This window comes from Methylobacterium sp. JK268, from assembly GCF_054052225.1.
Window position 1 is genome coordinate 214066 of the sequence record NZ_JBSVZN010000003.1, and the last position, 13511, is coordinate 227576.

Annotated in this window: 14 protein-coding genes; 4 read left to right on the forward strand and 10 right to left on the reverse strand. The window is 71.4% G+C overall.

Annotation, left to right across the window (positions count from 1 at the left end; translation table 11 throughout):
- Positions 1-50: 50 nt before the first annotated feature.
- From tolA to ACW9J6_RS04925, 8 genes are all read right to left on the reverse strand, one after another.
- Positions 51-1421 carry a cell envelope integrity protein TolA gene (tolA, locus tag ACW9J6_RS04890; protein ID WP_457115318.1) on the reverse strand — a complete coding sequence of 457 codons (1371 nt, stop codon included), beginning with the start codon at positions 1419-1421 and terminating at the stop codon, positions 51-53.
- A 7-nt stretch (positions 1422-1428) separates the two neighbouring features.
- Positions 1429-1872 carry an ExbD/TolR family protein gene (locus ACW9J6_RS04895; RefSeq protein WP_457115319.1) on the reverse strand — a complete coding sequence of 148 codons (444 nt, stop codon included), beginning with the start codon at positions 1870-1872 and terminating at the stop codon, positions 1429-1431.
- Between the two features lie 32 nt (positions 1873-1904).
- Positions 1905-2621 carry a protein TolQ gene (tolQ, locus tag ACW9J6_RS04900; RefSeq protein WP_457115320.1) on the reverse strand — a complete coding sequence of 239 codons (717 nt, stop codon included), beginning with the start codon at positions 2619-2621 and terminating at the stop codon, positions 1905-1907.
- A gap of 200 nt (positions 2622-2821) precedes the next feature.
- Positions 2822-3697: a lysophospholipid acyltransferase family protein gene (locus ACW9J6_RS04905; protein ID WP_457115321.1), complete on the reverse strand. Its 876-nt coding sequence runs from the start codon at positions 3695-3697 to the stop codon at positions 2822-2824.
- Complete coding sequence (gene rimI / locus ACW9J6_RS04910; RefSeq protein ID WP_457115322.1) at positions 3694-4176, reverse strand: ribosomal protein S18-alanine N-acetyltransferase; 483 nt, start codon at positions 4174-4176, stop codon at positions 3694-3696. The genes ACW9J6_RS04905 and rimI overlap by 4 nt, the downstream gene beginning before the upstream one ends.
- A 4-nt stretch (positions 4177-4180) precedes the next feature.
- A complete protein-coding gene (gene tsaB / locus ACW9J6_RS04915; RefSeq protein WP_457115323.1) occupies positions 4181-4870 on the reverse strand; it encodes a tRNA (adenosine(37)-N6)-threonylcarbamoyltransferase complex dimerization subunit type 1 TsaB in 690 nt (229 codons plus the stop codon).
- Positions 4871-4993: 123 nt separating this feature from the next.
- Complete coding sequence (locus ACW9J6_RS04920; RefSeq protein WP_457115324.1) at positions 4994-5557, reverse strand: NifU family protein; 564 nt, start codon at positions 5555-5557, stop codon at positions 4994-4996.
- Positions 5558-5663: 106 nt separating this feature from the next.
- Complete coding sequence (locus tag ACW9J6_RS04925) at positions 5664-6167, reverse strand: universal stress protein (protein ID WP_457115325.1); 504 nt, start codon at positions 6165-6167, stop codon at positions 5664-5666.
- A 182-nt stretch (positions 6168-6349) separates the two neighbouring features.
- Here ACW9J6_RS04925 and rplS point away from each other — a divergent pair, with 182 nt between their 5' ends.
- A complete protein-coding gene (rplS, locus tag ACW9J6_RS04930) occupies positions 6350-6748 on the forward strand; it encodes a 50S ribosomal protein L19 (RefSeq protein WP_457115326.1) in 399 nt (132 codons plus the stop codon).
- Positions 6749-7035: 287 nt separating this feature from the next.
- Here rplS and ACW9J6_RS04935 read toward each other — a convergent pair whose 3' ends face one another.
- Entirely contained in the window at positions 7036-7485 is a 450-nt protein-coding gene (locus tag ACW9J6_RS04935) for a GtrA family protein (protein ID WP_457115327.1), read from the reverse strand.
- Between the two features lie 52 nt (positions 7486-7537).
- Positions 7538-8335 (reverse strand): SDR family NAD(P)-dependent oxidoreductase, encoded by a 798-nt coding sequence (locus tag ACW9J6_RS04940; protein WP_457115328.1) that lies wholly within the window; start codon positions 8333-8335, stop codon positions 7538-7540.
- Positions 8336-8500: 165 nt separating this feature from the next.
- Between ACW9J6_RS04940 and carB the strand changes: the two genes are divergently transcribed.
- The 3 genes from carB to ACW9J6_RS04955 all read left to right on the forward strand — a co-directional run bounded on the left by carB (position 8501) and on the right by ACW9J6_RS04955 (position 13115).
- Positions 8501-11974: a carbamoyl-phosphate synthase large subunit gene (carB, locus tag ACW9J6_RS04945; protein ID WP_457115329.1), complete on the forward strand. Its 3474-nt coding sequence runs from the start codon at positions 8501-8503 to the stop codon at positions 11972-11974.
- A 113-nt stretch (positions 11975-12087) separates the two neighbouring features.
- The gene (greA, locus tag ACW9J6_RS04950) at positions 12088-12564 is read left to right on the forward strand and encodes a transcription elongation factor GreA (RefSeq protein ID WP_457115330.1); all 477 of its coding nucleotides are present in this window, start codon (positions 12088-12090) and stop codon (positions 12562-12564) included.
- 59 nt (positions 12565-12623) lie between these two features.
- Entirely contained in the window at positions 12624-13115 is a 492-nt protein-coding gene (locus ACW9J6_RS04955) for a hypothetical protein (RefSeq protein ID WP_457115331.1), read from the forward strand.
- Positions 13116-13511 lie beyond the last annotated feature (396 nt).

The following is a 13511-nucleotide window of genomic DNA, read 5'->3' on the forward strand; positions in this document are numbered from 1 at the left end:
AAAGCGGATCCGGTGCGCGTCGGGTGATCGTCTCGGCAGCGTCATCGCCGTCACGCCCGGGGGAGCTCGAACTCCGCGTTGATGACCCGCCAGTCGTTGTAGAAGGGCGCGAACTGGGCCGGGATGCGGTAGGGCGCGCAGCGCCGCACCGCGCGGACCGCGGCCTCGGCGATCGAGCGGTCGACCGAGCTGCCTCCGGCGCGCAGGATGCGCGGATCGGCGCTGAGCGTCCCGTCGGGGTTCAGGCGGATGTCGAGCTGGGGCAGCACGATCCCCTGCTGGGCACCGGGCGGGGCGGCGTAGCAGCGCTCGATCTGCTGCTGCAGCAGACCCACCAGGGCGTCGCGCTGGCTCGGGTTGAGACGGGCGGAGGTGCCGCTCGCCGTGCCGAGCGCCGCCGTCCGCTGCACCTCGCGGCCGGTCGAGCCGGTCGATTGCGCGGCCGCGCGAGAGGCGAGGACATCCCGGATCGAGCCGGCGTTGAAGCGGTCGGCGACTTCGGCCTGGCGCCGCGCCTTCGCCTCGGCGGCGGCCTTGGCCTTCGCGTCGGCCACCGCCTTCGCGTGAGCGGCCTCCGCCTTGGCCTTCGCGTCGGCGGCCGCCTTCGCGTCCGCGGTCGCTTTGGCGTCGGCGGCGGCCTTCGCCTTGGCCTCTGCTTCGGCCTTGGCTTCCGCCTCCGCCTCCGCTTTCGCTTCGGCGTCCGCCTTCGCCTTGGCTTCGGCGCGCGCCTTGGCCTCGGCGCGGGCCTTCGCCTCCTTGGCCGCCTCCTTGGCTGCCTGCGCCTTCGCCTCGGCAGCTTTGGCCTCGGCCTCCTCGCGGGCGAGGAGCTCGGCCAGCTCCTGGCGCTTCACGGCCTCGGCCTTCGCCTTCTCCGCGGCGGACTTCTCCGCCGCCGCCTTCTCGGCCGCGGCGGCCTTGGCGGCAGCGGCCTTGGCCGCCTCCGCCTTCGCCGCCTTGGCGGCCTCCGCTTTCGCCTTGGCCTCCGCTTCGGCCTTGGCGGCGGCTTCCTTCTCGCGCTCGGCCGAGTCGTCGGGCCGGCTCGGCGGCATTGGCGCGGGCTGCTCCAGAGCCGGCCGCAGGGGCGGCATCGGCGGGTCCTCGGCGCTCGCCACCTTCATGGTCGGCGGCCGGGTCGGTGGCGTCGGCACGTCGGCCTTGGCCTCGCCCGGGTCCTTCTCGACGACCTTGTCGGCGACCCGGTCGGCCCGCGGCGCCTTGGCGGGCGCCTCCCCGTCCTGGCTGCCCTTGGTGAGTTCGGAGTACTGGTTCTCGGTGATGACCTCGACCGGAACGCCCTCGTCGGCCGGCGGCAGCGTGTGGGCGGCCGCGGCATAGAGCGCGGCGCCCAGCAGCGCGAGGTGCACGAGGCCGGAGACCCAGACGCCCGGCTCGGACCGCTTGAGGGAGGGAAGGCGCGGCATGAAGCGCCTATCGCTGGTCGGGCTCGGTGACGAGGGCGACCTTCTTGAAGCCGCCGCCCGTCACGATCGCCATCACCTGGGCCACGCGCCCGTAATCGACGCGCTTGTCGCCGCGCACGAAGACGCGCTCCTCGACCCCGTCCTTGGCGGTCGCGGTGAGCTTCGGGACGATCGCGTCGTCGCCCAGTTCGTCCTCGCCGAGGAAGACCTGGCCCGTCTGCCGGATCGACAGGGTGATCGGCTTCGAATCGGAGTTGAGCAGCGCCGCCTTGGTCTGCGGCAGGTCGAGGGGCACGCCCACCGTCATCATGGGCGCCGCCACCATGAAGATGATCAGCAGCACCAGCACGACGTCGATGAACGGCGTCATGTTGATCTCGTTGATGGCGCCGCCCCGCCGTCCGCGCCGGCGGCGCTTGCCGCCCGTCACCGCTCCGGTGGCCATGCCCATGCGTGTCGTCCCGGCTCGCTGGAGGGATCAGGTCAGGCGGCGAGCGCGAGGCGCTCGTCGATCTGGCGCGACAGGATGGCGGAGAACTCGTCGGCGAAGCCCTCCAGGCGGCCCTGCAGCTTGCCGACCGAGGCCTGGAGCTTGTTGTAGGCGAGCACCGCCGGGATCGCCGCGAAGAGGCCGATCGCGGTGGCGAAGAGCGCCTCGGCGATGCCCGGCGCCACGACCGCCAGGCTGGTGTTCTTGGAGGCGGCGATCGACGTGAAGGCGGTCATGATACCCCAGACCGTGCCGAACAGGCCGATATAGGGGCCCGCCGAGCCGATCGAGGCGAGGAAGAGCAGGCGCGATTCGAAGCGCTCGACCTCCCGCTGGATCGTCACGTCGAGCACCTTGTCGATGCGCTGGCCGAGGCTGTGGATCGAGCGGCCCGAGCCCTCGAAGGAGCGCTTCCACTCCCGCATCGCCGCGACGAAGACCGCCGCGAGGCCGGTCGGGGCCTTGTCGTGGAAGGAGCGAAACAGCTCCTCCAGCGAGCGGCCCGACCAGAAGGATTCCTCGAAAGCATCCATCTCCGCCTTGGCGCGGCGGAACAGCAGCGTCTTGTCGACGATGATGGCCCAGCACCAGACGGAGGCGCCGAGCAGGCCCATCATCACGACCTTCACGACGAAGTGCGCCTGCCAGAACAGGCTGAACATGGTGATGTCAGGGACCGGAAGGGCCTGGACGGCATCGGCGGGGTTCATGCAATCGTCCTCGTGTCCCGGGCGGCGGATCCAGCCCCTGGTGCGTCCTCGGATCGGTCGGTTTGCGCTTCGATCGCGCTCGAATCTGTCGAAAGTAAGGGCCGCTGCGGCCAAGCCGTTGGCTGCCGCGACGCAGTTAAGGCGCCGTCAAGGTTAAGGTTTGGTTGAGACGCAACCGCGCGAACCCGGCGGAGGGGGGCTCAGACGGAAGCGGTCACCGGGATCGGGCGCTCGGTGGCGGCGGCCGGCGGGGCGGCCGGGAGCGGGTCCCGCCCCGTCACGGCGCGCTGCAGGGCGCGGCGCACGGCCGCCTCGGCGAGCGCCGTGGCGGCCTTGCGGTCGGTGCCCGCCGCGAAGGTGATCGGCTCGGCGAAGACCACCTCGGCGTCGATGGGGCCCCGCTCCAGGAACAGGGCGAGGTGGGGCGCGAGGTCCATGTCGCCGTACCACGCGATGTCGGGGCGCTCGCGCCGCGTCAGCGGCAGGCCGTGGCGATGCGTGTAGGCGATGCAGACCGGCTGCAGCCGCACCTGGTCGAGGCCGCCATCGGTGAGGGCCGCGCGGGCCGCCCCGACCAGGGAGGTGCGGAAGGGCAGCAGGCGGTTGCCGTCGCCCGTGGTGCCCTCGGCGAAGAGCACCACCACCTCCCCGGCCGAGAGCCGGCGGCTGAGCTCCGTGTTGACGACGGCCGTGTGGCGCCGGCGGGCGCGGTCGATGAACACGGTCCGCTGCAGCCGCGACATGGCGCCGATCACCGGCCAGCCTGCGATCTCGGACTTCGCCACGAAGGAGAGCGGCCGCACCGCCCCGAGCACCAGGATGTCGAGCCAGGAGATGTGGTTGGCGATGACGAGGGCCGCCTCGCCGGGCGCGGGCTGCGGCCCGCTCACCCGCACCCGGACCTGGAACAGGGCGAGGAAGAGCCGGTGCATCAGGAGCGGGGCGAGCCCCGCCCGGCGCCCTCCCCGCCACAGGCTGAGGCGGTGGGGCAGGTACACGATCGCGAAGGCGATCGCGTAGACCAGGAGGCGCAGACCCGTCTTGACGTGGCGCGCGATCAGGGCGGGCGCGATCACCCGAGCGCCGCCCGCATGGTGAGGGCCGCCGCCTTGGTCCCGTCCGCCCGCGTGTAGTAGGCGGCCCGCCGCCCGGTCTCGACGAAGCCGAGGCGCCGGTAGAGGGCGAGCGCGGCAACGTTCGAATCCTCCACCTCCAGGTGCACCGCGGCGACGCCCGCATCCGCGAGCGCCCGAAGGTGAGTGGAGAGAAGCCCGCGGCTCAGTCCCGCGCCGCGGGCGGCCGGACCGAGCACAACGGTCAGGATCTCGGCCTCGTCGAGGACGATCCGCGACAGCACGAAACCGGCGAGCCGGTGGCCCTGCATCAGGCCGTGCGCGAGGTGGCCGCGTGCGCAGAGCATCTGCTCGAACTCGTGCGATTCCCAGGGCCGGGCAAAGCCCGTGGCGTGTAGGGCCGCGAGGTCGGCGGCGCGCTCGGCCGAGGCCAGGGGCGTCACGTGGGGCGGTGGCGCGGGGCTGAAGAAGGGGATCCACATGCGGTCACCGCCGCGGCAGCCGGGCGTGGTCTTGCGGCTGCGCGTCGGGACCGCGGAGATAGAGCGGCCGGGGCAGCGCGTGCGCCGGGTCGGCGACGAGGCCGAGGGAGGCCACCCAGGCGATCTCCGGGGCGGTGTGGCCCTCCGGCACGATCGCGGCGTTGCCGGCGGCGGCGGCGAGGAGGGGTGCGGCGGAGCCCGCCAGCGCCGCCGGCCCGCCGCCCAGATACTGGACCGCCTGCGCTACCGGGATCAGGCTCGGGGGCACCACGATGCCGCCGTCCGGGCTCAGGGCCTGGAAGTAGACGTGGCCGTGGCGGGCGTCGATCGCCGCGGCGAGCAGATAGCCCTGGCCGAGGAAGTCCTCCTCGGCGGCGAGGAGCGGCGCGAGCAGCGCCGAGAGGGTGGTGACGCCCACCACCGGCACGCGGCAGGCGAGGCCCACCGCGCGGGCGGCGGCGAGCCCGACCCTGAGCCCCGTGTAGCTCCCCGGCCCCACCGTCACGGCCACCCGGTCGAGCGCGGAGAACCCGCCCTCGACCCGCGCCATCACCCGCTCGACGAGGGGGAGCAGCGCCTCGGCGTGGCCGCGCTGCAGCGCGAGGCTCTCCTGCGCCAACGGCTCCGCCGCGCCGTCCGACGAAACGCAGGCCGCGCAGGTTTCGAGCGCCGTATCGATGGCCAGGATACGCAAGGGGTGCCGACTCCGCCTCCGGGCAGCCTCCGATGCCGCCCGGTCTCACGCGGTCATGTTACCGCATGCGCTCGGCCCCGTCAGCGCGAAGCGTGGCCTTTGTCCACGGACGGGCCGCGTGCCTCAGATCGCCTGGACCTCGCGCACCTCCGGCAGGAAGTGGCGGAAGAGGTTCTGCACGCCCTGGCGCAGCGTCGCGGTCGAGGACGGGCAGCCCGAGCAGGCGCCCTTCATCTCCAGGTAGACGATCCCCTCCTTGTAGCCCCGGAAGGTGATGTCGCCGCCGTCGCCCGCCACCGCCGGGCGCACGCGGGTCTCCAGCAGGTCCTTGATCGTGGCGACCGTGTCGGAATCCTCGTCCGCGAAGAACTCCTCGGCGGCCGCCTCGGGCGCCGCGCCGGCCTCGAACACGGGCGCGCCGGACAGGAAATGCTCCATGATCGCCCCGAGCACGGCGGGCTTGACCTGGGGCCACTCCGAGCCGTCGTCGGCCTTCGTCACCGAGATGAAGTCGTGGCCGAGATAGACGCCGGAGACGCCCGGCACCGAGAACAGCGCCCGGGCGAGCGGCGAGCGCGCGGCCTGCGCGGTGTCGCGGGCCTCGAAGGTGCCCTCCGGCAGCACGACCTTGCCGGGCAGGAACTTGAGGGTCGCGGGGTTGGGCGTGGCTTCGGTCTGGATGAACATGCGGGATCCTTCGGGTTCTCAGCGCCGGTTCAAGGCCGGCCGGGAACGGCGCGATGCGCCGGGATCGATGTGGACCCGCGGGCGGAAAACCGCAACCGGGGCGGCCCTACCCTGCCAGCGCCGTGATCTCCGCTTCGGTCAGCGCCCCGGGCACGATCACCACCGGCACCGGGAAGGACCCGGCGCTCCGCCCGGCGATGCTCGCCACGAGCGGCCCCGGGCCGTCCGTCCCGGTCGCGGCGCCGAGCACCAGGAAGCCGATATCCGCGTCGTCGCGGATCAGCCGCAGGATCTCCTCCGCGCGCTCGCCGGTGCGCACGACGCATTCCGGATCGACCCCCGCCGCGGCGCGGGCGGTGGCCGCCAGCGCGTCGAGGCGCGCCGCGACCTCGGCCTCGGCCTCCTCCCGCATCGCGTCGCCGACGCCGAGCCACTCGAAGCTCTCGGGAGGCTCCGCCACCGCCAGCATCACCACGCGGGCGTTGAGCCGCGCCGCGCGCCGCACGGCGAAATGCACCGCCCGGTCGCATTCCGGCGTGTCGTCGACGAGGACCAGGAACTTCAGCCGGTGTCCCGGCTCGAAGGACCGGCGATGCGTGGTCTCGGCCATGGTCGGGGCGGGCTCCGTCGGTACCGATGCTGCGGCCGGCGCGCGCGGGGCGCAAGGGCGCCCTCACCCATCGACAAGCCCCGCCGCATCCTGTAGAGAGCCGGCCAACTCACAACAGGACGCCGAAATCCTGCGTCGGACCGCATCCCGCGGCGCGGCGTAACGGCAGGAGCTTGACCCCGATGAACATCATTCAGCAGCTCGAGCAGGAAGAGATCGCCAAGCTCGGCAAGACCGTTCCCGACTTCGAGCCCGGCGACACGGTGATCGTGAACGTCAAGGTGAAGGAAGGCGACCGCACCCGCGTGCAGGCCTACGAGGGCGTCTGCATCGCCCGCGCCGGTTCGGGCCTGAACGAGAACTTCACCGTTCGCAAGATCTCCTACGGCGAGGGCGTCGAGCGCGTCTTCCCCATCTACTCGCCGCTGATCGACTCGATCAAGGTGACCCGCCGCGGCAAGGTCCGGCGCGCCAAGCTCTACTACCTGCGCGACCGCCGGGGTAAGTCCGCCCGCATCGCCGAGCGCGCCGAGCGCTCCGGCGAGAAGGCCAAGGCCGCTGCGGCGACCGCCGCCGAGTAAAGCCGTCCGCCAGGACCGACGACCGAGACCCCTCCCCGCACGGGCGAGGGGTTTTTCGTGTTCGGGCGCCTGCGAGGCGCAGCCTCAGACCCGGCCGCCGGCAGCAAACCCATCTCCTGATGCTGCGGTGGGACCGGAGAGAGCCTCGAAGCACGCCGGAACGGTTCGTCCGGGCCGCCTTCGTCTTGGATCAACGATCCGGGCTGCTTCGAGGCCGCTGGGCGGCACCTCGGCACGAGGAATGTTGCGAGAGCCGGGATAGTGGCGCGCGCAGCAGAGCGGGGGCGTCACGCATCCGCCAGGCGCTCGCGCCCGGCGAAAGTCCAGAGCTTGTTGCCCGAGAAATTCCAGAACACGACGAGCCCCGTCGTGACGAGCTGCGCCGTCAGGTAGCCGAGCCCCGCCCAGCGGGTGAGCATCCCCATCAGCAGGCCGGTCAGAACGAGGCCGAAGGCCGCCACCAGCGTGAAGCGCCACAGCGCCTCCCCGTGGGGACGGTCGCTCGCGTAGGTGTGGCGGCGGTTGAGGCTGTAGGAGACGACCCCGCCGGAGACGTAGCCGACGATCGCCGCCGCCACCGGATCCATGTGCCCCCACTCCACGAGTGCCGCCAGCACCCCGTAATGGATGGCGAGCGCGCAGAGGCCGACGCCCACATAGGTCGTGAATTGTCGCGCCAGGATCACCAGCGGGTGACGGCTCGCGCGCTCCAGCATCCCGCCGCGTGTCCGATCCATTCCGAGGTCATCCGTCCAAGAGGGGCCGCTCTCGCCCCCGTTGTAGCGACGATCACTGAACCGAAGATGACCCCGGCACGCTCTGCATGCGTCCAGCGATCTTGCGGCTGAGAACGCGCGGCAGGAGCGAGAGGGCGGCCACCATGACCCGGTTCCCCGCCCCCGGCACCGCGACGGCCCGGCCGTCGAGATAGGCGGCGACGCCGATCCGCGCCACCGAAGCGGCGCTCATGCCTGGGCCGTGGAACAGCTTCGTGCCCTCCAGGTCGGCGCGGGCGGCGAATTCGGTGTCGGTCACGCCCGGGCACAGGGCCGTGACGGTGACTCCGTGCGGCCTCGCCTCCTCGTAGAGCGCTTCCGACAGGGAGAGGAGGTAGGCCTTGCTGGCGTAGTAAGCGGCCATCTTGGGACCCGGCAGGTAGGCGCCGACCGAGGCGACGTTGAGGATGCCGCCGCGGCGTTGCGCGATCAACCCGGGCAGGATGCGGCGCGCCAGCTCCGTCGGGGCCGCGACGTTCACGGCGACCATCTCCATCAGGCCCTCGGCCGGCAGGGTCGCGAAGCGGCCGCGCATGCCGAAGCCGGCATTGTTGACGAGGGTGTGCAGGGTGATGCCGCGGGCTGCGACCGCGTCGAGGAGGCGCGCAGGAGCCTCGGCCCGGGCGAGGTCGGCCGGGATCACCTCGACCGGGCCGCGTCCGGCGAGTTCGGCCGCGAGCGCCTGCAGGCGGTCCTCCCGGCGGGCGGTCAGGACCAGAGCGTGGCCCAGCGCGGCGAATTCGCGGGCCAGGGCCGCCCCGATCCCGCTCGACGCGCCCGTCACCAGCGTCCAGTCGCGCGTCGCGCTCAAGCCTGATGCGCGCAGAGCACCCGCGGCCTTTCTTTCCGATCGCAGCGCGTGTTAAAGGCGCCGGACGACCATCCCCCCGCGCCCGGCCTGCCCCGTCCGCCTCCGCGTCCTCGCGGGGCGGCGCGCCCGAGGCCGGACGCGCGCTGCAAGAGTCCGACGCGTCCGATGCCCAAGCGCACCGATATCTCCTCCATCCTCATCATCGGCGCGGGTCCGATCGTCATCGGGCAGGCTTGCGAGTTCGACTATTCCGGGACGCAGGCCTGCAAGGCCCTGCGCCAGGAAGGCTACCGGATCATCCTGGTCAACTCCAACCCGGCCACGATCATGACCGATCCGGAGCTGGCCGACGCGACTTATGTCGAGCCGATCACGCCCGAGATCGTCGCCAAGATCATCGCGAAGGAGCGGCCCGACGCCCTGCTCCCCACGATGGGCGGCCAGACCGCGCTCAACTGCGCCCTCTCGCTCAAGCGCATGGGCGTGCTCGACCAGTACGGCGTGCAGATGATCGGCGCCACCGCCGAGGCGATCGACAAGGCGGAGGACCGGCACCTCTTCCGCGACGCGATGACCAAGATCGGCCTGGCGACCCCGCGCTCGGCGCTCGCCAACGCCTCCGCCGCCAAGAAGGCCGACCGGGAGAAGTACCTGGCCGAGGTGGCTCGCATCGAGCAGGCGAACCCCGAGCCCGAGGCGCGCAAGGCCGCCCTCGCGACCTTCGAGAAGAAGTGGGCGTCAGGCGAATCGGAGCGGCGCAAGCGCTACGGCGAGCACGCCCTCGGCCAGGCCCTGATCGCGCTCGCCGAGATCGGCCTGCCGGCGATCATCCGGCCCTCCTTCACCCTCGGCGGCACGGGCGGCGGCATCGCCTACAACCGCGAGGAGTTCCTCGACATCGTCGAGCGCGGCATCGATGCCTCCCCGACCAACGAGGTGCTGATCGAGGAATCGGTGCTCGGCTGGAAGGAGTACGAGATGGAGGTGGTCCGCGACCGCGCGGACAACTGCATCATCATCTGCTCCATCGAGAACATCGATCCGATGGGCGTGCATACGGGCGACTCGATCACCGTCGCCCCGGCGCTGACGCTCACCGACAAAGAGTACCAGGTGATGCGCGACGCCTCGATCGCGGTCCTGCGCGAGATCGGCGTGGAGACCGGCGGCTCGAACGTCCAGTTCGCCATCGACCCGGCGACGGGCCGCATGGTGGTGATCGAGATGAACCCGCGCGTGTCGCGCTCCTCGGCGCTCGCCTCCAAGGCCACGGGCTTCCCGATCGCCAAGGTCGCGGCGAAGCTCGCGGTCGGCTACACGCTCGACGAGATCGCCAACGACATCACGGGCGGCGCGACGCCGGCCTCCTTCGAGCCGACCATCGACTACGTCGTCACCAAGATCCCGCGCTTCGCCTTCGAGAAGTTCCCGGGCGCCGAGCCGACGCTCACCACCTCCATGAAGTCGGTGGGCGAGGCGATGGCGATCGGCCGCTGCTTCGCCGAATCGCTGCAGAAGGCCCTGCGCTCCCTGGAGACGGGCCTCACCGGCCTCGACGACATCGAGATCGAGGGGCTGGGCAAGGGCGACGACCGCAACGCCATCAAGGCGGCGCTCGGCACGCCGACCCCGGACCGGCTGCTCAAGGTGGCCCAGGCCCTCCGGCTCGGCGTCAGCCAGGCCGAGGTGCACGCCTCCTGCCGCATCGACCCGTGGTTCCTGGAGCAGCTCCAGGCCATCGTCGACCTCGAGACCAAGGTGAAGCGCTTCGGCCTGCCGAAGACCGCCGGCGCCTTCCGGCAGCTCAAGGCGGCGGGCTTCTCGGACGCGCGGCTCGCGGTGCTGGCCGGCACCGACGAGGCGGCGGTGCGGGCGGCACGCCGGGCGCTCGCCGTGCGCCCCGTCTTCAAGCGCATCGACACCTGCGCGGCCGAGTTCGCCTCGCCCACCGCCTACATGTACTCCACCTACGTGGCGCCCTTCGCCGGCACGGTTGCCGACGAGGCGCAGCCCTCCGACAAGACGAAGGTGATCATCCTCGGCGGCGGCCCGAACCGGATCGGCCAGGGCATCGAGTTCGACTATTGCTGCTGCCACGCCTGCTTCGCGCTCTCCGACGCGGGCTTCGAGACGATCATGGTCAACTGCAACCCGGAGACAGTGTCGACAGATTACGACACCTCGGACCGGCTCTACTTCGAGCCGCTGACCACCGAGGACGTGCTGGAGATCATCGAGACCGAGCGGCAGGCGGGCACGCTGCACGGCGTCATCGTGCAGTTCGGCGGCCAGACCCCGCTCAAGCTCGCTCGGGCGCTGGAGGAGGCCGGCGTCCCGATCCTCGGCACCTCCCCCGACGCGATCGATCTCGCGGAGGACCGCGACCAGTTCAAGCGGCTCCTCGACAAGCTGCACCTGAAGCAGCCGAAGAACGGCATCGCCTTCTCGGTGGAGCAGAGCCGGCTCGTCGCCGCCGATCTCGGCCTGCCCTTCGTGGTGCGGCCCTCCTACGTGCTCGGCGGGCGCGCCATGGCGATCATCCGCGACGAGACGCAGTTCGCCGACTACCTCCTCGACACGCTGCCGAGCCTGATCCCGTCCGACGTGAAGGCCCGCTACCCGAACGACAAGACCGGGCAGATCAACACGGTGCTGGGCAAGAACCCGCTCCTGTTCGACCGCTACCTCACCGACGCGACCGAGGTCGACGTGGACGCGGTGGCCGACGGCACCGACGTCTTCATCGCCGGCATCATGGAGCACATCGAGGAGGCGGGCATCCACTCGGGGGATTCCGCCTGTTCCCTGCCGCCGCGCTCCCTCTCCGCGGAGACGATCGCGAAGCTGGAGGACCAGACCCGCGCCCTCGCCCTGGCGCTCAAGGTCGGCGGCCTGATGAACGTCCAGTACGCGATCAAGGACGGCGAGATCTACGTGCTGGAGGTCAATCCCCGCGCCTCGCGCACGGTGCCGTTCGTCGCCAAGGTGATCGGCGAGCCGATCGCCAAGATCGCCGCCCGGGTCATGGCGGGCGAGCCCCTGTCGGCCTTCGGGCTCACGCCGAAGACCCTGCCGCACATCGCCGTCAAGGAGGCGGTGTTCCCCTTCGCGCGCTTCCCCGGCGTCGACGTGCTGCTCGGCCCGGAGATGCGCTCGACCGGCGAGGTGATCGGCCTCGACCGCAGCTTCGGCGTGGCCTTCGCCAAGAGCCAGCTCGGCTCGGGCACCCAGGTGCCCAAGACCGGCACGGTCTTCGTCTCGGTGCGGGACGCCGACAAGGAGCGGATCCTGCCCGCGATGCGGATCCTGTCCGAGATCGGCTTCACCATCCTGGCGACCGGCGGCACGCAGCGCTACCTCGCCGAGAACGGCGTCGCCGCCGCCCGCATCAACAAGGTGCTGGAGGGGCGCCCGCACGTCGTCGACGCGATCAAGAACGGCGACATCCACCTCGTCTTCAACACCACGGAGGGCGCGGGCGCGCTCTCCGACTCGCGGTCCCTCCGCCGGGCCGCCCTCTTGCATAAAGTGCCGTACTACACCACTCTCGCTGGCGCGATGGCGGCTGCGGAAGGGATCAAGGCCTATCTCGGCGATGACCTCCAAGTGCGCGCCCTGCAGGAATATTTCGTGGCCTGAGCGGCGCGGCCCGCTCTAGGAAAACTCGCCCCGCGCGAGACGGTTCGAACAGGCCCGGTGGAGCGTGGCATCACGTCCTGCCGGGCCGATTGCTATGGTGTGGAACGAGAACGATGGACAAGGTTCCGATCACGGTTCGCGGCTATGCGGCGCTGGAGGAGGAGCTCAAGCGCCGCCAGCAGGTGGAGCGCCCGCGGATCATCCAGGCGATCGCCGAGGCCCGGGCGCTCGGCGACCTCTCGGAGAACGCCGAGTACCACGCCGCGAAGGAAGCTCAGTCCCTTAACGAGGGCCGGGTGCTCGAACTAGAGAGCCTGATCTCGCGCGCCGAGATTATCGACGTCGCCAAGCTCTCGGGATCGAAGGTGAAGTTCGGCGCAACCGTTCAGCTCATCGACGAGGACACCGAGGAGGAGAAGACCTACCAGATCGTCGGCGAGCCCGAGGCGGATGTGCGCTCGGGCCGGGTCTCGATCACCTCGCCGGTGGCGCGGGCGCTGATCGGCAAGGGCATCGGCGACACGGTCGAGGTCACGACGCCCGGCGGCGGCAAATCCTACGAGATCGTCGGCATCCGCTTCGTCGCCTGACCTTGCGTCCGGCGCCGGCCCGGCTCAATGAAGGGCTCGGACGACGCGGGAGGCGGACGATGCTGCGCTGGCTGGGACTCGGACTGATCGGCCTCGGCCTCGCCGGTCCGACGGCGGCGGCGCCGCTCGACCCCGGTGCCCGCTTCTCCGCCCTGCGCGTCGATGTCGAGCCCCTGCGGGCGCGGGGCCTCGGCGCCTTCGCCGAGACCCTCGCGGGCGACCTGCGAGAGGCGCTGGCGCGGAGTTTCGCGGACCGCATCGGAGCGTCGGGGCCGGTGCTGGTCGTGCGCGTGACGGGCGTCACCCTCACGGCCTATGCGGGCAGCCAGGTCCGCCGCGGTCGCGGCGGCGGGACGGACACGGACTACCTCGACGGCGAGGCTCTGGTGCTCGGGCGCCGCGGCGAGGTGCTGTTGCGCCACCCGCAGCTCTCCGCGATCCCGGCGAGTTCGGGCGGGGCCTGGTACGACCCACGCGCCGAGCGGCGGCGGGTGACGGCGCTCGCGGAACACTATGCGTGGTGGCTGCGGCGCGGTCTTGGGCTGGAGTGACGGGGGCGGTCTCGCGGAGGCGACGCTCCGTTCGTCCCTTCGCTGTCTTCACGGCCGGGTGCTCTCTCTCCCCCGCGACGGCATCGCCTTGGGCGAGGAGCAGGACCGCTCGATGGAACGCTCTCGCAAGGCGTTGTCGTGGCTGCGAGATTTGAAGCATCCGGTTTCGTCGGTCATGCCGCGGGGAACCCCTCTCCCGAGTGGGAGAGGGGCAGGGGTGAGGGACGGACGCTTCAGCCAGAAGTCGCTACCGTGCAGCTGGCAGCTCGACCTTCGGAGTTCAATCCTGAACCCGAGCCACCCTCACCCCTGCCCCTCTCCCACTCGGGAGAGGGGATCCCGCGCCAGTCTTGAAGTGTCGGCACCAATGTATTGACCGGCTTCGCCGTCAATCAG